The organism is Kitasatospora sp. NPDC048722, assembly GCF_040650235.1.
GTDB lineage: Bacteria > Actinomycetota > Actinomycetes > Streptomycetales > Streptomycetaceae > Kitasatospora.
On the sequence record NZ_JBEZGX010000005.1, the window covers coordinates 116,506 to 142,334 of the forward strand.

General features: G+C 72.9%; 29 protein-coding genes. 19 read left to right on the forward strand and 10 right to left on the reverse strand.

From position 1 onward, the window contains the following. Window positions 1–30 precede the first annotated feature (30 nt). The 8 genes from AB0C76_RS06440 to AB0C76_RS06475 all read left to right on the forward strand — a co-directional run bounded on the left by AB0C76_RS06440 (window position 31) and on the right by AB0C76_RS06475 (window position 8,549). Window positions 31–1,263, forward strand: coding sequence for a glycosyltransferase (locus tag AB0C76_RS06440; protein ID WP_359960529.1), 1,233 nt, complete (start codon window positions 31–33; stop codon window positions 1,261–1,263). 20 nt (window positions 1,264–1,283) lie between these two features. Then, window positions 1,284–2,579: a nucleotide sugar dehydrogenase gene (locus AB0C76_RS06445; protein WP_359960735.1), complete on the forward strand. Its 1,296-nt coding sequence runs from the start codon at window positions 1,284–1,286 to the stop codon at window positions 2,577–2,579. Between the two features lie 90 nt (window positions 2,580–2,669). Next, window positions 2,670–3,965 (forward strand): DUF445 domain-containing protein, encoded by a 1,296-nt coding sequence (locus tag AB0C76_RS06450; RefSeq protein ID WP_359960532.1) that lies wholly within the window; start codon window positions 2,670–2,672, stop codon window positions 3,963–3,965. Between the two features lie 145 nt (window positions 3,966–4,110). Continuing rightward, window positions 4,111–5,181 carry an adenosine deaminase gene (locus AB0C76_RS06455; protein ID WP_359960535.1) on the forward strand — a complete coding sequence of 357 codons (1,071 nt, stop codon included), beginning with the start codon at window positions 4,111–4,113 and terminating at the stop codon, window positions 5,179–5,181. Window positions 5,182–5,354: 173 nt separating this feature from the next. After that, window positions 5,355–5,921, forward strand: coding sequence for a hypothetical protein (locus AB0C76_RS06460; RefSeq protein WP_359960538.1), 567 nt, complete (start codon window positions 5,355–5,357; stop codon window positions 5,919–5,921). A 104-nt stretch (window positions 5,922–6,025) separates the two neighbouring features. Continuing rightward, entirely contained in the window at window positions 6,026–6,862 is an 837-nt protein-coding gene (locus AB0C76_RS06465; protein WP_359960541.1) for a DUF4097 family beta strand repeat-containing protein, read from the forward strand. Continuing rightward, a complete protein-coding gene (locus AB0C76_RS06470) occupies window positions 6,862–7,788 on the forward strand; it encodes an ATP-binding cassette domain-containing protein (protein WP_359960544.1) in 927 nt (308 codons plus the stop codon). Before AB0C76_RS06465 ends, AB0C76_RS06470 begins: the two co-directional genes overlap by 1 nt. Continuing rightward, the gene (locus AB0C76_RS06475) at window positions 7,785–8,549 is read left to right on the forward strand and encodes an ABC transporter permease (protein WP_359960547.1); all 765 of its coding nucleotides are present in this window, start codon (window positions 7,785–7,787) and stop codon (window positions 8,547–8,549) included. The genes AB0C76_RS06470 and AB0C76_RS06475 overlap by 4 nt, the downstream gene beginning before the upstream one ends. A 58-nt stretch (window positions 8,550–8,607) precedes the next feature. On the opposite strand, the gene AB0C76_RS06480 is transcribed toward AB0C76_RS06475, so the two are convergent. Genes AB0C76_RS06480 through AB0C76_RS06490 form a run of 3 tightly spaced genes read right to left on the reverse strand, consistent with a single transcriptional unit; the run spans window position 8,608 to window position 10,040 of the window. Further along, window positions 8,608–8,988 carry a hypothetical protein gene (locus AB0C76_RS06480; RefSeq protein ID WP_359960550.1) on the reverse strand — a complete coding sequence of 127 codons (381 nt, stop codon included), beginning with the start codon at window positions 8,986–8,988 and terminating at the stop codon, window positions 8,608–8,610. Between the two features lie 21 nt (window positions 8,989–9,009). Then, entirely contained in the window at window positions 9,010–9,195 is a 186-nt protein-coding gene (locus tag AB0C76_RS06485; protein WP_359960553.1) for a DUF397 domain-containing protein, read from the reverse strand. 8 nt (window positions 9,196–9,203) lie between these two features. Beyond that, complete coding sequence (locus tag AB0C76_RS06490) at window positions 9,204–10,040, reverse strand: helix-turn-helix transcriptional regulator (protein WP_359960556.1); 837 nt, start codon at window positions 10,038–10,040, stop codon at window positions 9,204–9,206. A gap of 151 nt (window positions 10,041–10,191) precedes the next feature. Here AB0C76_RS06490 and AB0C76_RS06495 point away from each other — a divergent pair, with 151 nt between their 5' ends. From AB0C76_RS06495 to AB0C76_RS06505, 3 genes are all read left to right on the forward strand, one after another. Then, entirely contained in the window at window positions 10,192–10,554 is a 363-nt protein-coding gene (locus AB0C76_RS06495) for an ATP-binding protein (protein WP_359960559.1), read from the forward strand. Next, window positions 10,551–10,814 (forward strand): hypothetical protein, encoded by a 264-nt coding sequence (locus AB0C76_RS06500; protein ID WP_359960561.1) that lies wholly within the window; start codon window positions 10,551–10,553, stop codon window positions 10,812–10,814. The genes AB0C76_RS06495 and AB0C76_RS06500 overlap by 4 nt, the downstream gene beginning before the upstream one ends. A gap of 89 nt (window positions 10,815–10,903) precedes the next feature. Beyond that, complete coding sequence (locus AB0C76_RS06505; protein ID WP_359960564.1) at window positions 10,904–11,449, forward strand: hypothetical protein; 546 nt, start codon at window positions 10,904–10,906, stop codon at window positions 11,447–11,449. On the opposite strand, the gene AB0C76_RS06510 is transcribed toward AB0C76_RS06505, so the two are convergent. Both AB0C76_RS06510 and AB0C76_RS06515 read right to left on the reverse strand, forming a co-directional pair. After that, a complete protein-coding gene (locus AB0C76_RS06510) occupies window positions 11,446–11,736 on the reverse strand; it encodes a hypothetical protein (protein WP_359960567.1) in 291 nt (96 codons plus the stop codon). The two genes, AB0C76_RS06505 and AB0C76_RS06510, sit on opposite strands and share 4 nt — an antisense overlap. 175 nt (window positions 11,737–11,911) lie before the next feature. After that, the gene (locus AB0C76_RS06515) at window positions 11,912–12,898 is read right to left on the reverse strand and encodes a zinc-binding dehydrogenase (RefSeq protein ID WP_359960570.1); all 987 of its coding nucleotides are present in this window, start codon (window positions 12,896–12,898) and stop codon (window positions 11,912–11,914) included. Between the two features lie 130 nt (window positions 12,899–13,028). On the opposite strand from AB0C76_RS06515, the gene AB0C76_RS06520 reads away from it, so the two are divergent. Further along, window positions 13,029–13,391: a helix-turn-helix domain-containing protein gene (locus AB0C76_RS06520; RefSeq protein ID WP_359960573.1), complete on the forward strand. Its 363-nt coding sequence runs from the start codon at window positions 13,029–13,031 to the stop codon at window positions 13,389–13,391. 17 nt (window positions 13,392–13,408) lie between these two features. Here the strand turns inward: AB0C76_RS06520 and AB0C76_RS06525 are convergent, their stop codons facing one another. Further along, window positions 13,409–15,178 carry a hypothetical protein gene (locus AB0C76_RS06525; protein ID WP_359960576.1) on the reverse strand — a complete coding sequence of 590 codons (1,770 nt, stop codon included), beginning with the start codon at window positions 15,176–15,178 and terminating at the stop codon, window positions 13,409–13,411. A gap of 358 nt (window positions 15,179–15,536) precedes the next feature. Here AB0C76_RS06525 and AB0C76_RS06530 point away from each other — a divergent pair, with 358 nt between their 5' ends. Continuing rightward, window positions 15,537–16,865, forward strand: a complete 1,329-nt coding sequence (locus AB0C76_RS06530; protein ID WP_359960578.1) for a hypothetical protein — start codon at window positions 15,537–15,539, stop codon at window positions 16,863–16,865. A gap of 83 nt (window positions 16,866–16,948) precedes the next feature. Here AB0C76_RS06530 and AB0C76_RS06535 read toward each other — a convergent pair whose 3' ends face one another. The 3 genes from AB0C76_RS06535 to AB0C76_RS06545 all read right to left on the reverse strand — a co-directional run bounded on the left by AB0C76_RS06535 (window position 16,949) and on the right by AB0C76_RS06545 (window position 19,194). Beyond that, entirely contained in the window at window positions 16,949–17,716 is a 768-nt protein-coding gene (locus AB0C76_RS06535; RefSeq protein WP_359960581.1) for a CDP-alcohol phosphatidyltransferase family protein, read from the reverse strand. A gap of 331 nt (window positions 17,717–18,047) precedes the next feature. Continuing rightward, window positions 18,048–18,737 carry a YidC/Oxa1 family membrane protein insertase gene (locus tag AB0C76_RS06540; RefSeq protein WP_359960584.1) on the reverse strand — a complete coding sequence of 230 codons (690 nt, stop codon included), beginning with the start codon at window positions 18,735–18,737 and terminating at the stop codon, window positions 18,048–18,050. A gap of 163 nt (window positions 18,738–18,900) precedes the next feature. Continuing rightward, window positions 18,901–19,194 carry a DUF6412 domain-containing protein gene (locus AB0C76_RS06545; RefSeq protein ID WP_359960586.1) on the reverse strand — a complete coding sequence of 98 codons (294 nt, stop codon included), beginning with the start codon at window positions 19,192–19,194 and terminating at the stop codon, window positions 18,901–18,903. A gap of 219 nt (window positions 19,195–19,413) precedes the next feature. Here AB0C76_RS06545 and AB0C76_RS06550 point away from each other — a divergent pair, with 219 nt between their 5' ends. Next, window positions 19,414–19,698 carry a type II toxin-antitoxin system Phd/YefM family antitoxin gene (locus AB0C76_RS06550; protein ID WP_359960589.1) on the forward strand — a complete coding sequence of 95 codons (285 nt, stop codon included), beginning with the start codon at window positions 19,414–19,416 and terminating at the stop codon, window positions 19,696–19,698. Beyond that, the gene (locus AB0C76_RS06555) at window positions 19,691–20,113 is read left to right on the forward strand and encodes a type II toxin-antitoxin system VapC family toxin (RefSeq protein ID WP_359960592.1); all 423 of its coding nucleotides are present in this window, start codon (window positions 19,691–19,693) and stop codon (window positions 20,111–20,113) included. Before AB0C76_RS06550 ends, AB0C76_RS06555 begins: the two co-directional genes overlap by 8 nt. 114 nt (window positions 20,114–20,227) lie before the next feature. Here AB0C76_RS06555 and AB0C76_RS06560 read toward each other — a convergent pair whose 3' ends face one another. Further along, the gene (locus AB0C76_RS06560; RefSeq protein WP_359960595.1) at window positions 20,228–21,304 is read right to left on the reverse strand and encodes a Gfo/Idh/MocA family oxidoreductase; all 1,077 of its coding nucleotides are present in this window, start codon (window positions 21,302–21,304) and stop codon (window positions 20,228–20,230) included. Between the two features lie 243 nt (window positions 21,305–21,547). On the opposite strand from AB0C76_RS06560, the gene AB0C76_RS06565 reads away from it, so the two are divergent. The 4 genes from AB0C76_RS06565 to AB0C76_RS06580 all read left to right on the forward strand — a co-directional run bounded on the left by AB0C76_RS06565 (window position 21,548) and on the right by AB0C76_RS06580 (window position 25,761). Next, entirely contained in the window at window positions 21,548–22,327 is a 780-nt protein-coding gene (locus AB0C76_RS06565) for an HAD-IIA family hydrolase (protein WP_359960597.1), read from the forward strand. A gap of 110 nt (window positions 22,328–22,437) precedes the next feature. Continuing rightward, window positions 22,438–23,631, forward strand: a complete 1,194-nt coding sequence (locus tag AB0C76_RS06570) for a low temperature requirement protein A (RefSeq protein ID WP_359960599.1) — start codon at window positions 22,438–22,440, stop codon at window positions 23,629–23,631. Window positions 23,632–23,775: 144 nt separating this feature from the next. Continuing rightward, complete coding sequence (locus AB0C76_RS06575; protein WP_359960601.1) at window positions 23,776–24,504, forward strand: uracil-DNA glycosylase; 729 nt, start codon at window positions 23,776–23,778, stop codon at window positions 24,502–24,504. Between the two features lie 249 nt (window positions 24,505–24,753). Then, window positions 24,754–25,761 (forward strand): glycoside hydrolase family 6 protein, encoded by a 1,008-nt coding sequence (locus AB0C76_RS06580; protein ID WP_359960604.1) that lies wholly within the window; start codon window positions 24,754–24,756, stop codon window positions 25,759–25,761. The last annotated feature ends 68 nt before the right edge of the window (window positions 25,762–25,829 follow it).

A 25,829-nucleotide genomic window follows, 5' to 3' on the forward strand; every position in this document is an offset into this window, starting at 1 on the left:
CACCGAGAACCCGAGGGGCAGCACGACCCGATGACCGGACCCGACGTGACCGTGGTGGTCGCGGTCTACAACACCATGCCCTACCTCACCGCCTGCCTGGACTCGCTGGTCGCCCAGAGCCTCGCCCCGGGCCGGTTCGAGGTCGTGGTCGTCGACGACGGTTCCACGGACGGCGGCGAGGCCGTCCTGGACGACTACGCGGCCCGCCACCCCGGCCTGTTCCGGGTGGTGCACCAGCGCAACTCCGGCGGCCCGGCCGCCCCCACCAACCGGGCCCTGGCGCTGGCCCGCGGCCGCTACGTGCTGTTCCTCGGCGCGGACGACTGGCTCGGCGACGAGGCACTGGAGCGGCTGGTGACGGCGGCCGACGCGTGGGAGTCGGACGTCGTCGTGCCCAAGCACGTCGGGGTGAACGGCCGGCTGGTGCCGCAGGGGATCTTCCACGCCAGCGCCGAGTCCGTCGGCTTCGCCGACTCGGCGCTCGCGTGGGCCCTGTCCGACACCAAGCTGTTCCGCCTCGACCTCATCCGGCGACACGGGCTCTGCCGCGACGAGGGGCTGAAGGTCTTCTCCGACCAGCCGTTCACCCTGGAGGCCTGCCTGCGGGCCGGGCGCGTCTCCGTCCTCGCCGACTACGACTGCTACTTCCTCGTGCTGCGCGAGGACCGCGGCAACGTCACCGAGCGCGCCTCCGTCCTGGACCGGCTGCGCGGCATCGCCGCCCTCCAGCAGGTCGCCGCCGACCTCGCCGAACCGGGGGAGGAGCTCGACGCGATCCGCGCCCGCAGCTTCGCGTGGGACGTGCCGCGCCTGCTCCGGGACGGCTTCCTGCTCCTCGACGACGACGTGCAGCACCGCGTCTGCGCCGAGGTCGGCCGCCTGGTCGACTGCTTCGGCGCCCGCGAGGTCTTCCCCCGGCTGCCCGTCCCCGACCGGCTGCGCCTGGAACTGGCCGCCGCCGGACGGCCGGAGGCGCTGCGCGACCTGATCCGCTACGAGGCGGCGCACGGCGAGCCACCGGCCGTGGTCGAGGGCGGCCGCCACTACGCCGGCTACCCGGCCTTCCGGGACGGCGACCTCGGGCTGCCCGACGACCTGTTCCTCCTGCGGGAGACGGCCCCGGCGGCGGACCCCCCGCCACCGCCGCTCAACCTCGCCCAGCAGCTGTGGCGCGGCATCGTCCCGGAGCACCTGCGCCGCGGCCTGCGGCGCTACCCGGTGTGGCGCCGGCTGGCCAACTCGGTGAACGGGGGCCGGGGATGAGCGGGACCGGGCAGCGCCCGCTGGACGTCTGCGTGGTCGGCCTGGGCAAGCTCGGCCTGCCGCTGGCCGTCCAGTTCGCGCTCAAGGGCCACCGGGTGACGGGCGCCGACATCGCGCCCCGGGTGGTCCGGTCCGTCAACCGGGGAGTGCCGCCGTTCCCCCGCGAGGAGGGTTTGGACGAGGCCCTGAAACGGGTCGTCGCCGAGGGGTTGTTGACCGCGACGACCGACACCACCACCGCCGTCGCCGGGGCGGAGGCCGTCGTCCTGGTGGTCCCCCTCGTCACCGCGGCCGACGGCACGCCGGACTTCGCCCTGCTCGACGCCGCCACCGACGCCGTCGCCGCCGGGCTGCGCCGGGGCGCGCTCGTCAGCTACGAGACCACCCTGCCGGTCGGGGTCACCCGCGGCCGCTGGGCGCCCCGGCTGGCGGCCGGCTCCGGGCTGGCCGCCGCGGCGGACTTCGCGCTGGTCTTCAGCCCGGAGCGGGTGCGCACCGGCCGGGTCTTCGCCGACCTGCGGCGCTACCCCAAGCTGGTCGGCGGCGTCGACGCGGCGTCCACCCGGCGCGGTGCCGAGTTCTACCGCGCCGTGCTGGACTTCGACCCGCGCCCGGACCTGCCCCGGCCCAACGGCGTCTGGGAGCTGGCCTCGGCGGAGGCGGCCGAGTTCGCCAAGCTCGCCGAGACGACGTACCGGGACGTCAACATCGCGCTGGCCAACCAGTTCGCGCGGTACGCGGACCGGATCGGCGTCGACTTCGCGGCCGTCGCCGACGCGTGCAACTCGCAGCCGTACAGCCACCTGCACCGGCCCGGCATCGCGGTCGGCGGGCACTGCATCCCGGTCTACCCACGGCTGTACCTGTGGAACGACCCGACGGCGACGGTCGTCCGGGCCGCGCGCGCGGCCAACCTGGAGATGCCCGGGTACGCGGTCGGGCTGCTGGACGGCGCGCTCGCGGGCGGCGTGGCCGGGCAGGGCGTGCTGGTGCTCGGCGCGTCGTACCGGGGCGGCGTCAAGGAGACGGCGTACTCGGGGGTGTTCCCGCTGGTCGAGGCGCTGGCGGCGGCGGGCGCGCGGCCGTACGTCGCCGATCCGCTGTACGACGCGGACGAACTGACGGCGCTCGGGCTCCCCCCGCACGCCGGGGAGCCGGTGGCGGCGGCGGTGCTTCAGGCGGACCACCCGGAGTACCGGCAGCTGGGGCCGGAGGACCTGCCGGGCGTGCGGGTGCTGCTGGACGGGCGGCGGTGCACGGATCCGGCGCGGTGGGCGGCGCAGGGGGTGCGGCGGATCGTGCTGGGCGGGGCGTGAGGGTGCCGGGTGGGGTGCAGCGGAGCGTCGACGGGCGCGTGATCGCGGGGCGCGCCCCCGCCCGCGCTGCCCAGCGGGCAGACTGGCGGGGTGAGCGACGAAGCCTTCAGCGGGACCGGCCCCGGGGTCCGGTTCACCGCGGCCGATGAGGAGAAGAGACGCGGCGTCCGCCGGATGAAGACCATCGCGACCGGCCTGCTGGCCTTCGCGACCCTGGTCTTCGCCCTGTCCACGTGGGCCGAGGCGGCCGGCGCGGGCGCCTGGGCCGGGTACGTGGCCGCCGCCGCGGAGGCGGGCATGGTCGGCGCGCTGGCCGACTGGTTCGCGGTGACGGCGCTGTTCCGCCGCCCGTTCGGCCTGCCGATCCCGCACACCGCGATCATCCCGACGAAGAAGGACGCGTTCGGCCGCTCGCTCGGCGACTTCGTCGGGGAGAACTTCCTCTCCGGCCACGTGGTCCGCGGCCGGCTCGCCGCCCTCGGCATCGGCCGCCGGCTGGGGGAGTGGCTGGCCGCGCCGGGCAGCGCCGAGCGGGTCACCAAGGAGGCGTCGGCGGCGCTGCGCGGCGTGCTCGCGGTGCTGCGCGACGACGACGTGCAGGCGGTCGTCGGCGAGGCGGTGACCAGGCGGGCGGCGGCCACCTCGGTGGCCGAGCCGATGGGCCGGATGCTGGGGAAGGTGGTCGCGGACGGCGGGCACCACGGCGTGGTCGATCTGGTGGCCGTCCGCGCGCACGGCTGGCTGACGGCCAACCACGAGGAGGTCGTGCAGCGGGTCACCCAGAAGACGCCGGGCTGGACGCCGAAGTTCATCGACCACCAGGTCGGCGAGCGGGTCTACAAGGAGCTCATGCGGTTCGTCACCGACATCAGGGACGACCAGGACCACCCGGCCCGCGGCGCGATCGACAAGTTCCTGGCCGACTTCGCCACCGAGCTCCAGACCGACCCGGAGACCATCGCCCGGGTCGAGCGGGCCAAGGCCGAGATGCTCGCCCGCCCCGAGGTGCAGGACCTGATCGCCTCCACCTGGGCGGCCGTCCGCACGCTGGTGGTGAACGCGGCGGAGGACGAGGACAGCGAACTGCGCCGGCGCATCCGCGACGGCGTGCGGCGCTTCGGTTCACGCCTGGCCACGGACGCCAAGCTCCAGGCCAAGGTGGACGGCTGGCTCCAGGACGCGGCCCAGTACCTGGTCGACACGTACCGCACGGAGATCACCTCGCTGATCTCGGAGACGGTGGCGGGCTGGGACGCCGACGACGCGTCGCGCAAGATCGAGGCCAACGTGGGGCGCGACCTGCAGTTCATCCGAATCAACGGCACGGTGGTGGGGGCCCTGGCCGGCCTGCTGATCCACACGGTGGCCGTGGCCCTGGGCGGCTGACCGGTTCCTTTCCGGCGTCCCTCTCCCCCTCCGTCCCGGCCCCCGCGCCCCTCCTCTCCCGTGCCCGACCGGTTACAGCCCTGCGGCCCCTATCCTTGGCGGCACAGCGAACGCGCGTAGAGCAGCAGGAGAGAAGGGAACGACCGTGGTCCAGCCGGACGGAAGTCGGATCGGAAACCCCACCGGGGCCCGGGGCATCGAGGCGTTCATCGCCGGCATGCCCAAGGCGGAACTGCACGTCCACCACGTCGGCTCGGCCTCGCCGCGGGTCGTCGCCGAACTGGCCGCCCGCCACGCCGGCCAGTCGAAGGTGCCGGCCGATCCGGCGGCGCTCGCCGAGTACTTCACCTTCACCGACTTCGCGCACTTCATCGAGGTGTACCTGAGCGTCGTGGACCTGGTCCGCGACGCCGAGGACGTCCGTTCGCTCACCTACGGCGTGGCCGAGGACATGGCGCGCCAGAACATCCGGTACGCCGAGCTGACGATCACCCCGTACTCCTCGGTGAAGCGCGGCATCCCGGAGGTCGCCTTCATGGAGGCGATCGAGGACGCCCGTCTGCGCGCCGAGAAGGACCTCGGCGTCGTGCTGCGCTGGTGCTTCGACATCCCGGGCGAGGCGGGCCTGGAGGCCGCCGAGGTCACCGCGCGGCTCGCGACGGAGCTGGCGCCGGAGGGCCTGGTCAGCTTCGGTCTGGGCGGTCCGGAGATCGGTGTGCCGCGCCCGCAGTTCAAGCCGTACTTCGACCGGGCGCGCGCGGCCGGTCTGCGTTCCGTCCCGCACGCCGGTGAGACGACCGGTCCGGAGACGGTGTGGGACGCGCTGCGGGTGCTGGGCGCCGAGCGGATCGGCCACGGCACGCAGTCCGTGAAGGACCCGGCACTGCTGGACCACCTGGGCGAGCACCGGATCCCGCTGGAGGTCTGCCCGACCTCGAACACCGCCACGCGCGCGGTGGAGCGGATCGAGGACCACCCGATCAGGCAGATGGTGGACGCCGGGCTGCTGGTCACGATCAACAGCGACGACCCGCCGATGTTCGGCACGGACCTGAACACCGAGTACGCGGTGGCGGCGCGGCTGCTGGGCCTGGACGAGGCGGGCGTGGCCGGGCTGGCGCGCAACGCGGTGGAGGCGTCGTTCCTGGAGCAGGCCGGCAAGGCACGGCTGGCCGCCGAGATCGACTCGTACCTGGCGGGGTGGCAGCAGGGCTAGTTCCCCGCCGCGCCTTCCCTGGTGAACCGCCCCGTCGGCCTCGTCCGGCGGGGCGGTTCCGCGTTCTTCGGGCTCCGTGTTCCCGGGGTGACGCTCGGGGCGGTGCCTGCATGGCGCCAAAATGGCACCGCTTTTCGCTCGACATGGCGCCATCCGCGTGCCATGGTTGAGCCATGGACCTCACGCCGTACGTCGAAAACCTTCGGAACGAGCTCGCGGTGGCCGCGGGCACGGGCGGGGAAGAAGCCCGTGCGCTGGCCGAGCGGCTGACGCTGCCGCTGGAGTCGGCCGTGCGGCTCACGCTGCTCGACGCCCTGTCGGCCGCCACGAGTGAGATCACCCGTGAGCTCGCGCCGGGCTCGGTGGACGTGCGGCTGCGCGGCGTGAACCCCGAGTTCGTGGTGAGCGTGCCGCCGGGCAGTGACGCCTTCCCGCACGAGGTGGAGCCGATGGCATCGCCGATGGTGCCATCGCCGGCGCCGATGGCACCACTGGCGTCGTCCGTGGCGCCGGAGTCGGACGAGGGCGGCACCGCCCGGATCAACCTCCGGCTCCCGGCCCACCTCAAGACCAGGGCCGAGGACGCCGCCGGGCAGGAGGGCCTGTCGCTCAACGCCTGGCTGGTCCGGGTCGTGGCGGGCGCGCTGGAGGGCGGTGAGCCGGTCGCGAGGCCGGCCGTACAGCCCCAGCCGCAGTCCCGGCGCGGCCGGGGGCAGGGTTTCACCGGCTGGGTCCAGTAACGCCTCTCCGTACCACCCGCACGACCCGCACCACTTCACAGCACGACGTCACCCCCGCTCCGACCAGCGGGAACACCCTTCGAAGCCAAGAGGACGGGACAGCCATGCCCACGTACGAGACCAACGGCCCGATCACCGCCGTCATCGAGTTCGACATCGCCTCGGTGCGGATCCGCGCCGGCAAGCGCACCGACGTCGTCGCCGAGGTGACGCCGTCCAACGCCGCCGTCGAGCTGGACGTCAAGGCCGCGCAGCAGACGAAGGTCGACTTCGCCGGGGGCCGGCTCACCCTGAAGGGCCCCCGCAAGCGCAACGTGTTCGGCCGCGTCGGGTCGGTCGACGTCCTGATCGAGCTGCCGGCCGGCTCGGAGATCGACGGCGACGCCCCGCTGGCCACCTTCGTCACCGAGGGCCCGCTCGGGGACTGCCGGCTGAAGACCTCGCTCGGCCGGATCCACGTCGAGAGCGCGGCGAACGTCTCGCTCAAGACGGACAGCGGGGACGTCCGGCTGGGCTCGGCCGACGGCGACGCGGAGGTCTCCGGCCTCGGCCGGATCGAGATCGGCACGGTGCTCGGTGTGCTGACGGTGAAGAACAGCAACGGCGACACCGAGGTCCGCGAGGTCCACGGGGAGGTCAGGGCCAACGCGTCCTTCGGCCGGATCGAGGTCGGCACCGCGCACGCCGGGGTGGACGCCAAGACGGCGCACGGCCCGATCCGGATCGGCCGGGTCGAGCGCGGCCGGGTGTCGCTGCAGACGGCCCTCGGAGAGCTGGAGGTCGGCATCGCGGAGGGCACGGCGGCCTGGCTGGACGTGCACAGCAAGCACGGGCGGCTGCGCAACGAACTGGGTGCGACGGAGGGACCGGGCGAGGCCCGCGAGACCGTCGAGGTCCGGGCGCAGACCGAAATGGGCGACATCACCGTCCGGCGGGCGTGATGGCGGCGATCTCGGCGGTCGGACTGACCAAGGCGTACGGCGAGAAGGTCGTGCTGGACGGCATCGACCTGGAGATCGCGGCGGGCACGGTGTTCGCCCTGCTGGGGCCGAACGGCGCCGGCAAGACGACCACGGTGGAGATCCTCTCCACTCTCATCCCGGCGGACGGCGGGGTGGCCCGGGTGGCCGGGCACGACGTCGTCCGCGAGGGGGACGGAGTGCGGGCGGCGATCGGGGTCACCGGGCAGTTCTCGGCGGTGGACAACCTGCTGACGGCCGAGGAGAACCTGATGCTGATGGCGGACCTCAACCACCTCCGCCGTCGGGAGGGGCGGAGGCGGGCGGAGGAGCTGCTGCGGCGGTTCGACCTGACGGAGGCGGCGCGGAAGCCGGTGTCCACCTTCTCGGGCGGGATGAGAAGGAAACTCGATCTGGCGATGACGCTGGTCGGGGATCCCCGGGTGATCTTCCTGGACGAGCCGACGACGGGCCTGGATCCCCGCAGCCGGCGCACGATGTGGGAGATCATCCGGGGGCTGGTGACGGACCACGGCGTGACGGTCTTCCTCACCACGCAGTACCTGGAGGAGGCGGACCAACTCGCCGACCGGATAGCCGTGCTGGACGGTGGCCGGATCGTGGCGGAGGGCACGGCCGAGGAGCTCAAGCGGATCGTCCCGGGCGGGCGGATCCGGGTGCAGTTCGCGGACGCGGGCCGGCTCGACGCGGCGGCCGAGCTGTTCGACTACGCGACGGCGGACGCCGAGGGGCTGTGCCTGGACATACCGGGCGACAACTCGGTGGTCACGGTGAAGGCGGTGCTGGACGCGCTCGACAACGCGGGCGTGCGGGCGGAGTCGCTGGTCGTGGAGACGGCGGACCTGGACGACGTGTTCCTGACGCTGACGGGGGAGGGCGCGCGATGAGTGCGACGTACGTGATGAGCGACTCGCTCACGATGCTGCGGCGGAACCTGAAGCACGCGCTGCGGTACCCGGCGATGACGTTCTCGGTCGTGCTGATGCCGGTGATGATCCTGGCGCTGTTCAACTACGGGTTCGGCGGGGCGCTGGGCGCGGGGATCGGTGGTGGGAACTACATCGACTACGTGGCACCGGGGATCGTGCTGATGACGGCGACGGCGGGGTCGGTGGCCACGGCGGTGGGCGTCTGCGTGGACATGACCGAGGGGATCGTCAACCGCTTCCGGACGATGGCGATATCGCGGTCGGCGTTCCTGGCGGGGCACGTGGTCGGGAGCGTCATCCAGACGATGGTCGCGCTGGTGCTGGTGATAGGCGCGGCGCTGGCGATGGGGTTCCGGCCGCACGCGGGGTTCGTGGAGTGGCTGGCGGCGGCGGGGCTGCTGGGGTTCGTGACGCTGGCGCTGACGTGGATATCGGCGGGGATCGGGCTGGTGTCGAAGACGCCGGAGAGCGCGAGCAACACGCCGTTGCCGCTGACGTTCCTGCCGTTCATCGGGAGTGCGATCGTCCCGCCGGATTCCATGCCGACGGTGCTGAGGTGGTTCGCGGAGTACCAGCCGTTCACGCCGATCATCGAGACGCTGCGGGGGCTGCTGATGGGGACGGAGATCGGCGGCAGCGGGTGGAGCGCGCTGGCGTGGTGCACGGGCCTGACGGTGGTCGGGTTCATGTGGTCGAAGAAGGTGTTCTACCGGAGGTGACGGGGGTATCGCCGGTGCGGCCCGGGCGACGGAAACGTCGCCCGGGCCGGGGGCGTCGCTACCAGCGGTCGATGCCCATGGTGGTGGCGGCGCTGTGGATGGCGTTGTAGTGGGCGATGGACATGTCCGACTTCTTGTCCTTGGGCGGGAGGTTCTTGTCCTTGGCGCGGAACTCGTCCCGGGCGGAGGCGAGGAGCGAGGTGCCGTAGGAGACGGGGACGTCGGGCTTGCCGTGGACGGGGTGGGACTTGGCGGCTGTCTGGCTGCCGGCGTTGGCGAGGATGCTGCGGGCCTGGTTGTAGGCGGCGGCCTTGACGGTGGAGGGGTTGCGGGTCGCGGCGGAGACGGAGGGCGCGGCGGAGGCCACCGGGGCGGCAGCGACACCGAGGGCCGCGACGGTCACGAGGGATACGAGAACGTTTCGCATGGTCGTGTTCATGATGGCGTCGCTACCCCGTGGTTAGAGGTCGAACTCCCCGGACCGGATCGCAGCGACCAGATCCCGCCATTCGGCGGAGGTGAATTGGGCGATCCCATCAGGAACCAGACTGCTACGTATGAGGACACCGTCAGCGGTGATCGCCACCTCAGGGCAGTTATTGCCATCACCGCAGATGCTGGGCTTGCGCCAGGTGAGCTCGTCCACCAGATCCCTCACAGGTCGTTCATGATGCTGGAGATCGCATCCCGAGAAGCCGCCGGGTCGAGTGCTCGATCACGCATCGCCCCGATGATGTTCCGGTAGTTCTCCAGCTGGTTCATCTCGGTCAAGAACGCCGGTGAGCCTACGGAGTCCAGCTGAACCGTATCGAGGCGGGGTACTGGGCCACGTGCGTACATCACTGCTTGACCTGCGCCTTTGAAGCCGCCGGACTTGAACTCAAGCACTCGTAGCGTGATGTTCGGCGTCTCCGAGAGTGCGAGCAGGTGCTTCAGCTGTGCTCGCGCCACCGCCGGACCTCCGAACTCCATGCGCAGAGCCGCCTCATGCACGATCGCCTCGTATTCGATCCGCGTCACCAACTCGGCACGACGCATTCGGTTTTCGACCCGTGCCTCGATGTTCAGCGGTCGTAGTGGTGGATAGACCTCTTGGAAGATCGCCCGAGCGGTTTCCTCCGTCTGCATGAGTCCGGGCACATGGCAGATCTGGTACGTCGACAAGCCGTGCGCATAGTGCTCGACCTCGGAGATTTCGAGTATTCCGGCGGGAACCAGTCCTCTGTGCTCTTCCCACCATCCCTTGGTCCGGTCTGCGGCCATCTCCGCGACCGCGTCGACGTACGCAGCGTCGCCTTCTTCGTACTCGCTGGCGAGCGTCACCACTCGCTCGGCGCTGACCGGGTAGGTCCCCTGCTCGATCAGCGTGATCTTGCTGCGATCCACTCCGAGGACGGCAGCAGCCTCTCCTGCCGTGCGGCCGGCGGCATCCCGCATCTTTCGCAGCTCGATGCCGACGCGCTTGCGGCGTGCGGTTGGGATAGGTGGCATCCCTCAAGCATCCCACCGCAGCGGCGCGGCCTGTCGGAGAAAGCAAATCTTCCATTGATGAGTGGCAAATGTGCCATCACTGCCCTACAGTCTGTGACGCGGCGCTCACGTAACGAAGCGTCAATCCGCCTGTACCGCTGGGAGAATCCCCATGCGTCACCTCAACTCGCCCTCCCTCACGCTCTCCCGTGAAGCTCTCCGTGAAGCCATGACCAGGGCCGGATGGCCGCCCTCCGTCATCGCCGATGCCGAACTCGCGCTCGTCGAACTGATCGTCAACGCCTGGCGCCACGGCGGGACGACCTCCCCCGTCGTCCTGATCGTCTTCCTCCGCAACACCCTGCGGGTCGCCGTCGCCGACCGCAGCACAACGCTCCCCGAACCCCGAGACCCCTCCACCCTCTCCGAGACCGGCCGAGGCCTCCAGCTCGTCACCGGCCTCACCCACCGCTGGGGCGTCGACCCCCAGAAGCTCGGCAAGACGGTCTGGTTCGAGCTGGACGGTGCCGCGTGAACGCCCTGCACCCCATCCACCCCTCCGATCCCGCGATCCGGCACCTCACCACCCGCCAGATCATCGAGCTGATCGTCGAACTTCGTTCGGAGAGTAGCGAATTCGGCCTCCTGTGGCCGTCCGCCAAGCCCGGCGAGACCGCGATGAACGGCCGCGTGCTGGTCAACCTCGGCAACATCCCGGCCAGCACGCTCATCAACCTGCTCGCGCTGCTGCGCGACTACAACCGTCACCGGGGCCACCGGTGCTCGGACTGCTGATCCTTATCATCCTGGCGGCCGTCGTCGGAGCGGTGTGCGAAACCCGGACCCGTGAGGTCCGCAGGCGCCGTTGAGGCATCCTGGTCGCCGTGAACCTCTCCTTCGCCCCGCCACCCCCGTACGACCTCGGTCCGGACCCGGACCTCGGCCTCTGGCTCGCCGAGTGGGTCGAGCTGATGCCCGACCGCATCGTCCACCTCGGCCCGGACGACGGGCGCAGCCATGGCCGGTTGTGCTGGGACGTCCTGGAGCCGACCGGCCTGCTCCACCCGCACTGCGGACACTGCAAGCACGGACACGGGGGCCCGCAGGACGTGCGGGCGATGGAGGCCGCGCTGGCGATCGTGGTGCCGCCGGAGGAGGCGCCGCCGTGGATCGCGGGCACGCTCATCCGGGAGCTCGTGTACCGGGGCGGCGACGGCCCGATGCGACCGGTGGCCGACGCGATCGGCCTCGGGCTGGTGACACTGCTGGGCCCGGAGGCCCGGTGGCGGGCCAACGGCTCGACGGCGTACGGGGAGAGGCCGGGAGGGCGCGTGCCGTGGCGCCCCGTCACCGAGGCGACGTTCGACGCGGCGATCGTCGGGATCGGCAACGGCCATGCGGTGGTGATCGCCGCGACGGGGGAGGACTAGCGAGGGTCCGCGTCGGTGCGACGGAGATCGTAGAGGTAGGACTTGCCGGCCTTCCAGCTACGCCAGGGTCCAACGGGCGGGGACAACTCCTCGCCGCCGGTACGACCCGACAGCGGCCAGGAGTTGGCAGTACCGTGCGCGTCGATGGTGCACCACCCCCGCTCGGGGAGCCACCGGCACCAGAGGTCCAGATCCAGGCGCTTGAACGAGGGCCTGCCGTTGAAGAGGCCGTCACGGCGGAACCGGTAGATGAGGCCGTCCATGCGACGAACGAACTCGATCGACACGACACCCCACCCCCTTTGGGAACGCCCACGATAGCGCCACCCCACCCGACTTCCTGCGCGCTCCGCACACCTCGCACGCGGCTCCGGCCCCCGGAGAGCAGCCCGCTGCCAGGCCAATTCGCCGCACCCGTTCGGTTCGGCGAGGCGCAGGAAGTCGGCCAGGTGGACTTCTCGCTCAGCCGGCCACCCGCACCACGTACTTGCCCGTCGCCCTCCCCGCCTCCATGGCGTCGTGGGCGGCGGGGACGTCGGTGAGGTCGGCCAGCTCGGTGACGGGGAGGGGGAGGTGGGCCTCGGCGAGGAGGCCCATGGCGCGGCGGATCGCGCGGGCCAGCTTCGCGGGGGCGGTGGCGGCCAGGCCGCGGTGGCTGAAGCCGGTGACGGTGAGGTTGCCGGCCATGAGGCGGCCGAGCGGCGGCAGGGCGTCGACGGCGCCGCCGCCCGCGTTGCCGAAGAGGACGATCCGGCCGCCGGGGGCGGCGAGGTCGAGGTCGGTCGGCAGGGCCGAGGTGCCGAGCGGGTCGAGGATCAGGTCGACGCCCTGCCCGTCCGTGGCCTGCCGGACGGCCTCGACCAGGTTCTCGTCGCGCGCGAACGCCGCGTCGTACCCCGCCGCCACGGCCGCCGCGGCCTTCTCCGGCCGGCCCACCGTGCCGAGCAGCCGGCCCCCGCCCAGGAGCGGCACCAGTTGGGCGACGGCGCTGCCGATCCCGCCGCCCGCCGAGTGCACGAGCACGGTGTCGCCCGCGGTGAAGCGCCCCGCGTCGGTGAGCAGCAGGACGGACGTGGCCAGGCCCAGCGGGACGGCCGCGGCCTCGCGCAGTCCGACCCCGTCCGGGACGGGCACGGTGAGCGCGGCCTCGGCGACGGCGACCTCCGCCAGTCCGCCGCCGACCGGTGCGGCCACGACCCGGTCGCCGACCGCGAGCCCCGTGACGCCCTCGCCGAGCGCCCGGACCGTCCCGGCCACCTCCTTGCCCGGCAGGTACGGCCACTCGGAGGTGTACCCGCCGTCACCGCGCCGCGCCATGACGTCGACGAAGTTGAGCCCGGCGTAGGCGACGTCGACGGCCACCTGCCCGGGGCCGGGCTTCGCCGTCTCGACGTCATTGACCTGCGAGTTCTCCGCCCCGCCGGGTGCGGTCATCACCAGTGCGCGCATGTCGGTGCCCCCTAGAGCTACGATGTTCTACGAACGACGAAATTAGTACCACTCCTCTTCGACGTTTGTCGAACATCGAAGAACGTCGAAGAACAGCAGAAGCAGGAACACCGGACCTGGAGGCCCACCCGTGCCCCGCAGCACCAGCCGCCGCCGGACGGCGCTCACACACCCGGAGGTCGAGGACATCGACCTGCTCGACGTGCTGCACGCGCTCTCCGACCCCACTCGGATGACGATCGTGCGCACCCTCGCCGCCGAGCCCGAGCGTGCCTGCGGCACCTTCCCGGTGGACGTCGCGCCGTCCACGCTCAGCCACCACTTCAAGGTGCTGCGCGAGTCCGGCCTCATCCGCCAGCGCGAGGAGGCCAACCGCCGCCTCACCGCCCTGCGTTCGGCCGACCTGGAGGCGCGCTTCCCCGCCCTGCTGGCCACCGTCCTCGCGGCGTACGAGAGCGCCGCCGAGCCCGTGGAAGGGCCCGGCGGCGCGTAGTGCCGGCCGCGCTGTGCTCAGCGCCGGCGCCAGACCATCCACCCCTGCTGCCGGTCGACCCGCTCGACGAACCATTCGGCGGGATGCCCCGGCCAGGCCGTCTCCGGCTCCGCGCCCTCGCCGGCCGGGGGCATGACGACCGCCGTGGCCGCCGCGGGGATCGGCCGGTAGCGCGGGTCGAGGTACCAGACGCGGCCCTGGTACACCTCGAAGGCCTGCGTGCTGCGGATCCCCCAGTCACCGTCCCAGCTGAACACGACGCTGTCGTCCGGGTGGAGGCCGGCCCGCTCGGTGAAGCCGGTGGCGAGGCTCCGGCGCCAGTTCGAGTGCGGGTAGCTGATCTGGTCGGTGATGGTGACGGTGGCGAACCCGGCGAACAGCGCCAGCGCCACGCCGAGCCAGACCGCCCGGCGCGAGGTGATCGCCCGCAGCAGGACCACGAGGCCGAGCACGGCGAACGCGACTGCGGTGGTCCGCATGATGCGCAGCGAGCCCCAGTCGCCGCCGAGGAACAGGGCGTCCGGCATGCCCCAGGCGATGAAGGCCTGCGTCCTGAGCAGCGGTCCGGCCGACAGCACCACCGCGCCGCCGAGCGCCAGCGTGAGCCCGGCCGCCCCGGCCAGAACCCGGCCCAGGGCGCGGCCCCGCAGTCGGGCCAGTGCTGCGCTGCCGACCACGAAGGCCGCCGGGACGAGGCATGCCGTGTAGCGGGCGTACACCCAGTCGTCGATCCTCTTGTCGTCCGGCAGCGCGGCCGCCGCCGCCAGCGCGGTGCCGACGAGCAGCGCGACCAGCACCCCTCCGACGACCCGGTACGGCCGGGTGACGCGCTTGTCGAAGACGGCGAACAGGCAGATCGCGATGGCCACTCCGGCGACTCCCCAGGTGGAGATGATGACGTACCAGATCTGGCCGGCCGTCCGGGTCAGGGTCCGCGCGGTCGCCTGCGGGTCGGTCAGGCCCTTCCACAGGAAGCCGCCGACGTCGCTGGCCGGCACGGTGAACTGCGCGCGTAGCCAGGAGTCCAGCAGTTTGGCGCCGAGGACGCCCGCCCCCAGTGAGCCGAGGCCCGCCACCGTCGGGCGCCACGGCACCCAGCGCAGCAGCAGGACACCGGCGAACACCACGCCGGTGAGGGCGACGACAACGCCCCCGCGGTCGTGCGTGGCCATCGAGTAGGCGGCGGTCAGTCCGGCGCCGGCGGCGTGCCAGGCGCGGCGGCGGGTCGTGCCGTCCGCGAGCCAGCCGTGCAGGCAGAGCAGCCAGGCCAGGACGAGGACCGGCATGACGGTGTCCGTCAGCGCGAACTCCGAGTAGAAGACGAGCGGCGGCAGCAGCGCGGTCGCGGCGGCGAACGCGTAGGCCTGTGGCCGGCCGAGGCCGAGGCGCCGCAGGCCGACCCAGGCCAAGGGGAAGACGAGCGCGTTGAGCAGGGCGTTGATGCCCATCACGAGGTGGTAGGCGGTGGACGGGTCGTCGGCGATCCGCAGGGCGGGGGAGATGAGCAGCGGGTAGCCGCCCGGGATGACGACGCCGACGGGCATCTCGGTCGTGGGGTGTCCGGCCAGGACCCGGGCGAGGACGAGGTACGACTCCTCGTCGGGGTGGACGGACGGGTAGCTGAAGTCCCGCACGAGGTAGAGCCGGAACAGGACCTCGCCGAAGTACCCGGCGAGCAGCGCCCAGATCCCGAGCCAGCGTCTCGGGTCGGTCCGACGCTCCGTGTGGTGCGGAGCGCCCTCGGCGATCCGGTCCTCCTCGGTGGCCGGTACGGACGTCAGTTGCATGTGCCAACCCCTCCCCTGGTGGTGCGGCCGTGTGCGCGGGGCGGGGCCGCCCCTGATGTCGCATGACTATATATGTCGTCCAGCGTCATATGTAGTCGAGGTGATCGATGGGGCGTCGCCGGGGGTCCGAGGGGTCGAAAAGAATCTTCGGAAGCGCCTGCAACCGATCGCCGGGATGCGCGTCTATCTCAGTGGGAAGCAGGGAGTCACGATCGAACTCCCGGGGCGCACGCGGAAGGCGCAGCCCGCTCTCGACCGGCCATCGGTCATCAGTCGTCGGCCATTGGCCATCGGCCGCCAGTCATCAGCCATCAGTGTGCTGCTGTGCCATGCCCGCAGCACGGTTCCAGGGGGAATCATGTCCGGCATCGTTCGTATCCGTCGTGCCAGTCGCGCCGTCGTGGCCGCTGCTGTCCTGGGCGCAGCCGCGGTCTGCGGATCGGTCGTGGTCGCCGCCCCGGCCGCCTCCGCGGCGGAGCCGTCGCAGACCTCGCTCACCGTCCGGGCCCCGGCCTCGGTCGGCTTCGCCGGCGGACCTGTCGCGTTCACCGAGGACATCACCAACTCGGGCTCGGCGGAGGCACGTTACAACCTGGAGCTGAAGACCGTCACCGGGGTCGGAACGCCGCCGGACTCGATCGTCATCGACTACAAGGACCCGGCCGACGGCGCGTGGAGGTCGGTGCTGCTGACGATGACCAGGGGCGACGCAAGCGTGGTCTACGAGGGGACGGTGGCCGGACTCACCGTTCCGGCCGGTGGGACCCGCAAGGTCGACCTGCGGATCGGCGCGCCGATGGGCCTGCCCCACGACGGAGCCTCCAACGGCGGCTTCGACTCGATCACCCTGCGCTCCGACCTCACCACCCCGCCGCACCTCCACGACAGGGTGGAGGCCGAGGCGACCAGCACGATCAAGGTCACCTCGATCGGGAGCTCGCTCGCCCACGTGCCCGCCACCGCCGTCGCGGGCGGCGCGCCGATCGAGTTCGACGCCGTCCTCGACAACCCCACGCCCTCCGACTACACCAACCTCGGCGACGTCCTGTTCGTCGACAAGCACGCGACCGTGCAGGTGCGGACGGCGGACGGGAGCTGGCGGACGCTGGACAAGGTGCCCGGCACCGCGCCCGACGACCCGTACGGCGTCTACCTCCAGGGGCGCGACTCCAGCCTCCGGGCGGGCGGCCACCTCGTGGCCCGGGTGCGGGTGTCCTACGACGCGACGACCCCCACGGGCGCCACCGGGGTGAACCCGTGCGTGTTCGTCAACGAGGGGCAGCCGTTCCGGGGGACCACGATGTGCTCCACCGGGGCGACGGTGCAGGTCCAGCCCGCGGCCACGAAGACGCCCGAGCCGACCCCGACTTCCTCTGCCCCGATGCCGGTTCCGTCTTCCCCGGCCCCGTCGGCCCCGGTGTCCTCCGCCCCGACGTCCTCCGCCCCGGTGTCCTCGGCCCCGGCCGTTCCCGTCGTGCCGGCCTCCGACGGCACCCCGAGCGCCCCGGTGGCGGCCCCGTCCACCACCCCGGCGCCGCAGGCCTCCGCCCCCCAGGCCCCGGCGGCCGACGCTCAGCTCGCCTCCACCGGTGCCGACCACACCGCCGGCCTCGTCGGCGGCGGCCTCGTCCTGACGGGCCTCGGGGCCGGCGCCCTCTGGCTGCGCCGCGTGCTGCGCCGGGCCTGAGTGCACGGGGAAGCGCACGTGAAGGAGCCCGCCACCCTCCCCGGGTGACGGGCTCCAGCCGCTCCGCGCGGGGCGGCGCGGCGTCAGCGCAGGCGGGACGACGACAGGATGGACGCCAGGTGCGCCACCACCATGCCCCACGTGATGACCGTGATCCCCGCGAGCGCGGCCCGGGTCGGCGTGAGGCCGCCCACCGCCGCGTCCGCGACGGCCGCCGCGAGCAGGACCAGCGAGGCCTCGATGCCGTTCGTCACGCGGTGGATCTTCAGCACCGACGCGAGCCGGCGGGCCGTCGCGATGCCCTGTGAACGCGGCTGGGTCGATTCCTCGTCGGCCGGGGCCATGCCGCTGCGGGCGCGGGCGACGTCCACGAGGTCCGTCGAGGCCTTCAGCAGCACCACGCCGAGCGCCGCCGCCAGTCCGGCCGACACCCACAGCTCCGACCCGCCCCGGGCCGCCCGGACGCCCGCACCGATCATCAGCGCGGCGTCCGCCAGGTAGGCGCCGAGGCGGTCGACGTAGACCCCGGCCATGCTGAACTGGCGCTTCCAGCGCGCCACTTCGCCGTCCACGCAGTCGAAGAGCAGAAACAGCTGGAACAGCACCACCGCCAGCACGGCCCCCGTCAGGCCGGGGATCAGCAGGGCCGCCCCGCCGCCGACGCCGCAGACCACCATGACCCACGTGAGGGTGTTCGGCGACACCGAGGTCCGCACCAGCCACCGGGTCGTGCGCAACGAGAGGCGGCGCATGTACAGCCGGCCCGCCCAGTGCTCACCGTTGCGGCTCTGCAGCTTGGCCTGCGGCTGGCACACCTCGCGCAGCTCCGAAAGCGCCGGAGCAGCCACCATGACGAATCCCTCCACCGGTCCGGCGGGACCCGCCGGACGTTCTGTCCCGAAACGATCATCGAGCGATCCACCACAGGGTAGAACCTGCCGGGACCCCGCCCGCGCACGGACGGCTGGACCCCGGGCATCGGGATCATGGAGATCCGGTGGGGGAGGTCATCGTGGTCGGTGGGGCCGGAGACCGCGCGGAGGTCCGACGCTTCGTCGGACCCGCCGCCCGGACCGCCTGCCACGCCGCCGGGGGCGACCCGGAGGAGCGGCGGCCGGCGCACGCGTGGGACCTCGCGCGCCCGGGCGACCGGGCGCGGGGAACGGATCCGCGTCCGGGACCTCAGGCCACCGCGAGCGTCGGCACCGGCGCCCCGCCGCGGTGCAGCAGGGCCCGCTCGGTCGCCGTCCACACCCCCGACGTCACCAGGTACAGCGCCGCCGCCAGCGGCACCAGCGCCGCGAACAGGACCGTTCCGAACGACAGGTACGGCAGGAACCCGGCCCCCGGCTGGGCGGTCTGCGCCGCCGCTGCCGCGCGCCGGGCCCGGCGGAAGTTCACGTACCCGACGGCCGTCAGCCCCGCGTACAGCACGCCGAACACCGCCAGCTGCCCGGCGCCGTGGGCGTTCGCCACGTGCAGGCCGAGCGGGGTGCCGAACACGGTGTGGCTCTGCAGGTCGTCGGAGGTGGTGAACAGCCGGTACATCACCGAGAAGAACGGGATCTGCACGAGCGCCGGCAGGCAGCCGGCCAGCGGCGAGACCTGCTCCTTCTTGTGCAGGTCGGCCATCGCCTCGCGGAGCTTCTCCGGGCGGTCCTTGTGCTTGCGGTTCAGCTCGGCGATCTTCGGCGCGAGGCGCGCGCGGTCCTTCTCCCCGCGCGCCGCGGCCCGCGCGAGCGGGTGCAGGGCGAGGCGGACGGCGACGGTGAACAGGACGATCGCGAGCGCGGTCGGGACGACGTGGGCGAGCCCGGCGACGACGGTGTGGGCGACGGCGACGGCCGGATCGAGAACAGCGAGAACGGACATGGTGGAGCGAGCCCTCCGGGGTCTCGTGACATGGGTGATCGACGGAGGGCGGCCGCGGGGAACGGCGGGGATGCGGGAACCGGACTGGGGAACCAGCCGGAAGCCGGGCGGGAAGACCCAGCCGGAGAACCGGACTGGGGACCGCGCCGGACGGACCCGGGCGCTACGCGGCCGCCGGGGCCGCGCCAGGTGCCCTGGGGCGTCGCCGGCCCCGGGCGTCCGGATCGCGCTGGGACAGGAAGGCCGTACGGAACGCACGGCGCCGCAGCATGCCGTTGCGGACGGCGGCGGGAGCACGTGCCCCGAGCAGCCGGGCCCCGGCGAGCGTGCCCGCGACGGCACCGGCCAGCAGCACCACGGCCGCGACGGTCGCCACCGAGGCGAGCGATCCGCCCTCGGTGAGCACCTCGCCGGTCAGCACCCGGAGCAGGCCGAGCAGCATCGCGATCACGGTCACGGTGTGCTCCCTTCGCTCGGTGCCCGACGGACTCGCCGACGGACTCGCCCGACGGACTCGCAGGACGGTGAGGACGATCGTACGACGTTCCGGGTTCCGGCGTACACGAGATGCCCGGCGGATACGCGGAGCCGCGGTACGCGGATGCACGGCGGGGGAACGGATCGGGTTGCCGTCGGGGGTGTAGCCAGGTGTGCTACGCGGGGCTACCTTGGAAGGGTGAAGACGATTACCCAGCGGGAGTTCCGGAACAACTCCGCCGCGGTGATGGACGCCGTCGAGGCGGGCGAGACCTTCCACATCACCAGGAACGGGGTCGAGGTCGCCGAGCTGCGGCCGGTGTCGAGCCGGCGGCGGCTCACGGCGGAGGAGCTGGTCGCGCGGCACGTGAAGCTGCCGCGCGTGGACTACCAGCAGATGCGCAAGGAGGCCGAGGAGGACTTCGGCCCCGAGGAACTGGTGGGCGACGAGGACGACGACCCGTTCGAGCGCCGGCGTGGCTGAGCGGCGGCGGGCCTCCCGGCGCCGGCCCGCCGGGGTCCTCGACACCTGCGTCTACATCGACCTCGCGCTGCTCAGCCCGGCCGACCTGCCCGCCGTGCCGGAGCTCACCGCGATCACCTTCGCCGAACTCCAGCAGGGCGTGTCGATGGCCCGCGACCCGATCAGCCGGGCGGCCCGCCTGGAGGTGCTCGGCGCCGCGATGGCCGACTTCGACCCGCTGCCGTTCGACGCGGCCGCCGCCGCCCGCTACGGCACCCTCGTCACCCTCACCATCGCGGCCGGCCGCCAGCCCCGCCCGCGCCGGATCGACCTGATGATCGCCGCCGTCGCCTCCGCCCACGGTCTGCCGCTCTACACGCGCAACGTGGCCGACTTCCGCGGACTGGCCTCGGCGGTGGAGGTCATCGGCGTGTGACGGCGGCGGCCACCTGGTCCCGCCGCCGTCCGTGAGTCCTGCTGCGTCCAAGCCCCGCTGCGTGCGAGCCGAGCCGCGTCCGAGCCCTGCCGCGTGCGAGCCCTGTGTCGCCCGTCAGTCCAGGCGGACCGTCGTGCCCGTGGCGGCCGAGGTGCGGGCCGCTTCCAGGACGGTGAGCGTGGCGACCGCGTCGTGCGGATCGACCGGGGCCGGGGTGCCGGGGTCGGCCAGGGCGGCGGCGACGCCCGCGTAGAAGGCCGGGTAGTCGCCCGGGTCGGTGGGGAGGGGGACCGGCGACTCGTCGGTGCCGAGGGTGCCGTAGTGCGCGGGCTGGTCGGCGCCCCACGGGCGGGCGCCGTCGGGGCGGAGACCGGAGCGCAGGTCGGCCTCCTGCGGGTCCATGCCGGACTTGACGTACCCGGCGGCGTCTCCGAGCACCCGCAGCCGGGGCCCGAGCAGCGGGGTGAGGGCGCTCGTCCACAGGTGGGAGCGGGTGCCGGAGGCGTGGGTGAGGGCCAGGAACGCGTCGTCGTCCACGACCGCGCCGTCCCGCCGGACGTCGATCTCCGCGTACACCGTCTCGACCGGCCCGAACAGCGTCAGCGCCTGGTCGACCAGGTGGCTGCCCAGGTCGTACAGGGTGCCGCCGGCCTCGGCCGGGTCGGCGAGCTCGCGCCAGCCGGGCTTCGGCTTCGGCCGGAACCGCTCGAACCGGGACTCGAACCGGTGCACCCGGCCCAGCGCGCCACCCCGGACGAGGCGGGCGGCGGTCAGGAAGTCGCCGTCCCAGCGGCGGTTCTGGAAGACCGAGAGCAGGACGTTCCGCGACTCCGCCAGCCGGCACAGCTCCAGCGCCTCGGCGGCGGTGCCGGCCAGCGGCTTGTCGACGACGGTGGCCAGCCCGGCGTGCAGGGCGGCGCGGGCGAGCGGGGCGTGGGTGCGGTTGGGGGAGGCGATGACGACCAGGTCCAGCGCGTCCGGGTCGGCCAGCAGCTGCTCGGGCGTGTCGACCGCGCGGGCGCCGGGGTGCTCGCGCTGCAGCTGCGCGCGGCGCTCCGGGTTGGCGGTGACCACGGCGTCCAGCCGCAGGCCGGGGGTGGTCGCGATGAGCGGGGCGTGGAAGGCGGAACCGGCCAGGCCGTAGCCGATCAGGCCGACGCGGAACGGGCGGGGGGTCTCGTCGGAGCTCATGCGTCCACTCAATCACGGCCGCTCCGGGGGAACCGGGCGGTGGCGTTCGGCCGGGTGCCGGGTGCCGGGTGCCGGGTGCCGGGCGTGGGCCGTGTCTCGGCCGTCCGGCCCGGCCGCATCCCGGCCGTCCGGCCCGGCCGCGTTCCGGTGAACGGACCGTGCTGCCGCCGTTCGGACGCGCCGATTAGGCTGTGCCGCGTCAGGGCCTTCGCAAGACGTTGCAACACTTCGGGAGACACGCACGTGGCAGACCGCAAGCCCATCGAGTCCTGGCTGACCGACATGGACGGCGTCCTCATCCACGAGGGCACGCCGATCCCCGGCGCGGAGGAGTTCCTGCGCCGGCTCCGGGAGTCCGGCAAGCCGTTCCTGGTCCTCACCAACAACTCCATCTACACCCCGCGCGACCTCAGCGCCCGCCTGGCCGGCATGGGCCTGGAGGTCCCCGAGGAGTGCATCTGGACGTCGGCCCTGGCCACCGCCAAGTTCCTCAAGGGCCAGCGGCCCGGCGGCACCGCGTACGTGATCGGCGAGGCGGGCCTCACCACCGCGCTCTACCAGGCCGGTTACGTGCTGACCGACAACAACCCGGACTACGTCGTCCTCGGCGAGACCCGCACCTACAGCTTCGAGGCGCTGACCAAGGCGATCCGCCTGATCAACCAGGGCGCCCGGTTCATCTGCACCAACCCCGACGAGACCGGCCCGTCCACCGAGGGCGTGCTGCCGGCCACCGGCTCGGTCGCCGCGCTGATCACCAAGGCCACCGGCGTCGAGCCGTACTTCGTCGGCAAGCCCAACCCGCTGATGATGCGCGAGGCGCTGAACAGCGCCGGCGCCCACTCCGAGAGCGCCGTCATGATCGGCGACCGGATGGACACCGACATCGTCGCGGGCATGGAGGCAGGCATGGAGACGATCCTGGTGCTCACCGGCCTGACCGCCGCGGCCGACGTGGAGCGCTTCCCGTACCGGCCGACCCGTGTGGTCAAGTCGATCGCGGACCTGGTCGAGCTGGTCTAGCGTCCTGGTCCGGCGTTCCGCGGTGCCGAACCGGGCTCCGCCTCCGGCCGTCGGCCGGGGCGGGGCCCTTCGCGTGCGCGGAACTCGTACGTGTGGGGAGGAACGGACGGATGGACACCACGGGGGAGCCGGCGGTCGAGGAGAAGCGGGTCACCTGGGCCGAGCTCTACTTCGACCTGGTCTTCGTCTTCGCGGTCACGCAGGTCTCCGGCCTGCTGCACCACCACCACGACTGGCGGGGCGTCGCCGAGGCGCTCGTCGTGTTCGTGCCGGTGTACTGGTGCTGGGTCGGCACGACGGTGCAGGCCAACATCCGGGACGTGGACAACCTGCGGGACCGCGTCGGCATCCTGCTGGTCGGCCTGGCGGGCCTGTTCATGGCGCTCGCCGTGCCGGGCGCGTGGGGCGGGCGGGGCGTGCTGCTCGGCGCCGGGTACTGGCTCGCGCGGGTGGTGCTGGTCGTCCTGCTGATCCGTGTCCCGGGCGTCTGGCGGGGCCCGTACGGGGTCGGGGTGCTGGTCAGCGGGCCGCTGCTGGTGGTCGGCGGACTGCTGCCGGACGGGCCGCGGCTCGCGCTGTGGGCCGTGGCGGCGGCGTGTGACCTCGCCGCACCGGTGCTGTTCCGGCGGCGGCTCGCGGCGGTGGCGTACCACCCGTCGCACATGCCGGAACGGTTCGCGACCTTCCTGCTGGTCGCGCTCGGCGAGTCGATCGTCGGGATCGGCGCGACGGCCGCCCGGGCCCGGCTGGACGTGGCCGAACTCACCGCCGTCGCAGCCGCGTTCACCATCTCGGCAGGCCTGTGGTGGCAGTACTTCGTCTACGCGGCGGACGCCATGCGGTACGCCGTCGAGGTCACCGACTCGCGCCGGGACGTCGTCCGGCGGATCTTCCAGTACGGGCACCTGGCGCTCGTCGCCGGCGTGATCGGCGTCGCGGTCGGCTTCGGCGAGACGGTCGCGGACCCGTGGCGCGCGCTCGGCCCCGGTGCGGTCGCGCTGCTGTACGGCGGCTGCGGGCTGTACCTGCTGACCTTCGGGTACACCCGGTGGATGATGTTCCGCAAGGTGGCGACCACGCGCATCACGGCTGCGCTGCTGGTGCTGGGCCTGCTGCCCGCGATGATCAACCTGCCGGCGCTGGCGGTACTCGTGACGCTGGCGGTGCTGCTGGTGGCGCTCAACGTGGTGGAACACCTCAGGGTGGCGCGGGCCACCGCAGGGGAGCCAGGGGAGGCGCCGGAATCCTCACCGGCCGCCGTCCCCACCTCCTCCTCATCATCCGCCCCCGCTCCTGCGGAGTGATGTGCCGCCGCCCTCGCTGTCGTCTCCACCCCCTCCACACTCCCCGCCCCCGCTCCTGCGGAGCGATCTGTCGGTGGGCCTGTGTAGCGTTCGGGGTGCAAGAGGGCGTGCGGCCGAACAGCCGCTGTGTGGGAGGTAGATGTCGTGACGGACACGGTCGAGGCGAGCACGGTCGAGGCCGGCGCGGGCGGTGGGCTGGAGCTGCCCGCGTCCTGGCGCGAGGTGCTGGGCGCCGAGACGGAGAAGCCGTACTTCGCCGAGCTGGCGGCCTTCGTGGCGGCCCAGCGGGCGGAGCACCAGGTGTTCCCGCCGAGCGGCCAGGAGTTCGCCGCGCTGGAGGCCACGCCGTACGAGAAGGTCCGGGTGCTCGTGCTCGGCCAGGACCCGTACCACGACGACGGCCAGGCCCACGGCATGAGCTTCTCGGTGCTGCCGGGCACCAAGACGCCGCCGTCGCTGCGCAACATCTTCAAGGAGTTGGACGCCGACCTCGGCATCCCCGCTCCGGACAACGGCTACCTGATGCACTGGGCCGAGCAGGGCGTGCTGCTGCTCAACGCGGTGCTCACCGTCCGCGCGCACGAGGCCAACTCACACAAGGCGAAGGGCTGGGAGAAGTTCACCGACGCCGTGATCAAGGCGGTGAGCGAGCGCGAGGAGCCGGTGGTCTTCGTGCTGTGGGGCAACTACGCGAAGAAGAAGCTGCCGCTGATCGACACCACCAAGCACGTGGTGGTGCAGGGCGCGCACCCGTCCCCGCTGTCCGCCAAGCTGTTCTTCGGCAGCCGTCCGTTCTCGCAGATCAACGCCGCGCTGGACGGGTTCGGCGCCGACGCCATCGACTGGCGGATCCCGAACCTCAAGAAGGACTGACCCGCGGCGCATCGGTCGACCGGTCGGTCGGGCGGGGCGGACGACCGGCCGGGCGGACGGACGGGCCCGACACCCCGTCCGTTCGCGGCCATCCGCCGTTCACCGCGGATGGCCGCCGGGCTGCGGCCGGTGTGCTTAGCTGGTGCCCGACCGGGTCGCCGGACCCGGTCCGGGGAGGGGCGGCACGTGCGCCGGGTTGGGCGGATATCGGGTGTCCGGTGGGCCGTGGGGGCGGCTCTGACAGGACTGTTGGCGGCTACGGCGGCCTGTGGCGGATCGGGACCGGGGGGCGGTCCGACGCCCTCCGGGGCGCCACCCGACTCCGCCGCGCAGACGCCCGCGCCGACATCCCCACCGGCGGACGGCGGCCTCGCCCAACTCCCGAACCAGACCTTCTACGTCTCCGACCGGACCTCCGCAGCCCGCCAGTTGGCCGCCCTGCGCGGCCAGGGCCGGACGGCGGAGGCGGCCGACCTGCTGCGGATCGCGGCCCAGCCGTCCTCGCAGTGGCTCGGCGAGCAGAACGCCCGGAGCATCGTGGAGCAGGTGAGCCGCCGTGCGGCCGAGGTCGACCGGATGCCGGTCTTCGTCGCCTACAACATCCCGCACCGCGACTGCGGCCAGTACTCGGCCGGCGGCGCCGCCGACGCCGCGTCGTACCGGGCCTGGATCACCGGCGTCGCGGAGGCGCTGGGCGACCGCAAGGCGTGGGTGGTCGTGGAGCCGGACGCCGTCGCCCACACCCTGGACGCGTGCGGGGTGAAGGGCGATCTCGCCGCCGAGCGGTACGGACTGCTGGCCTTCGCCGTCCAGGAGCTGAAGAAGCGTCCGCAGGTGCGGGTGTACCTGGACGCGGGCAACCCCGGCTGGTCGCAGGACCCTTCGGCGATGGCGGACGCGCTGCGCAAGTCCGGGATCGCCGTCGCGGACGGCTTCGCGGTGAACGTCTCCAACTTCTACGGCACCGACGCCGACGCGGCGTACGGCGGACAGCTGTCGGCCGCGCTGGGCGGGAAGCACTTCGTCGTCGACACCAGCCGCAACGGCAACGGCCCGCTGGGCGGCGACTCCTGGTGCAACCCGCCCGGACGCGCGCTCGGCGAACCGCCGACCACCGACACCGGCCGGCCCGGGGTGGACGCCTACCTGTGGATCAAGAACCCTGGGGAGTCCGACGGCGAGTGCGGCCGGGGCGAGCCCCGGGCGGGCGAGTTCTGGCTGCCGTACGCGCTGGGACTGGCGAAGGCGGCCCGCTGACCCGTCCGCGGGCCGCCTCCCGGCGGTCCGGGAGGGCCGGCCGGCCGGTCCGTCAGCCGGTCGGTCCG

Coding starts and splice junctions, on each gene's coding strand:
- AB0C76_RS06465 (WP_359960541.1), top strand. CDS start 6,026: ATGCCCACGTACGAGACCAACGGCCCGATCACCGCCGTCATCGAGTTC.
- AB0C76_RS06470 (WP_359960544.1), top strand. CDS start 6,862: ATGGCGGCGATCTCGGCGGTCGGACTGACCAAGGCGTACGGCGAGAAG.
- AB0C76_RS06515 (WP_359960570.1), bottom strand. CDS start 12,898: ATGCGCGCACTGGTGATGACCGCACCCGGCGGGGCGGAGAACTCGCAG.
- AB0C76_RS06530 (WP_359960578.1), top strand. CDS start 15,537: ATGTCCGGCATCGTTCGTATCCGTCGTGCCAGTCGCGCCGTCGTGGCC.
- AB0C76_RS06475 (WP_359960547.1), top strand. CDS start 7,785: ATGAGTGCGACGTACGTGATGAGCGACTCGCTCACGATGCTGCGGCGG.
- AB0C76_RS06570 (WP_359960599.1), top strand. CDS start 22,438: ATGGACACCACGGGGGAGCCGGCGGTCGAGGAGAAGCGGGTCACCTGG.
- AB0C76_RS06440 (WP_359960529.1), top strand. CDS start 31: ATGACCGGACCCGACGTGACCGTGGTGGTCGCGGTCTACAACACCATG.
- AB0C76_RS06560 (WP_359960595.1), bottom strand. CDS start 21,304: ATGAGCTCCGACGAGACCCCCCGCCCGTTCCGCGTCGGCCTGATCGGC.
- AB0C76_RS06480 (WP_359960550.1), bottom strand. CDS start 8,988: ATGAACACGACCATGCGAAACGTTCTCGTATCCCTCGTGACCGTCGCG.
- AB0C76_RS06540 (WP_359960584.1), bottom strand. CDS start 18,737: ATGTCCGTTCTCGCTGTTCTCGATCCGGCCGTCGCCGTCGCCCACACC.
- AB0C76_RS06535 (WP_359960581.1), bottom strand. CDS start 17,716: ATGGTGGCTGCTCCGGCGCTTTCGGAGCTGCGCGAGGTGTGCCAGCCG.
- AB0C76_RS06490 (WP_359960556.1), bottom strand. CDS start 10,040: ATGCCACCTATCCCAACCGCACGCCGCAAGCGCGTCGGCATCGAGCTG.
- AB0C76_RS06525 (WP_359960576.1), bottom strand. CDS start 15,178: ATGCAACTGACGTCCGTACCGGCCACCGAGGAGGACCGGATCGCCGAG.
- AB0C76_RS06495 (WP_359960559.1), top strand. CDS start 10,192: ATGCGTCACCTCAACTCGCCCTCCCTCACGCTCTCCCGTGAAGCTCTC.
- AB0C76_RS06460 (WP_359960538.1), top strand. CDS start 5,355: ATGGACCTCACGCCGTACGTCGAAAACCTTCGGAACGAGCTCGCGGTG.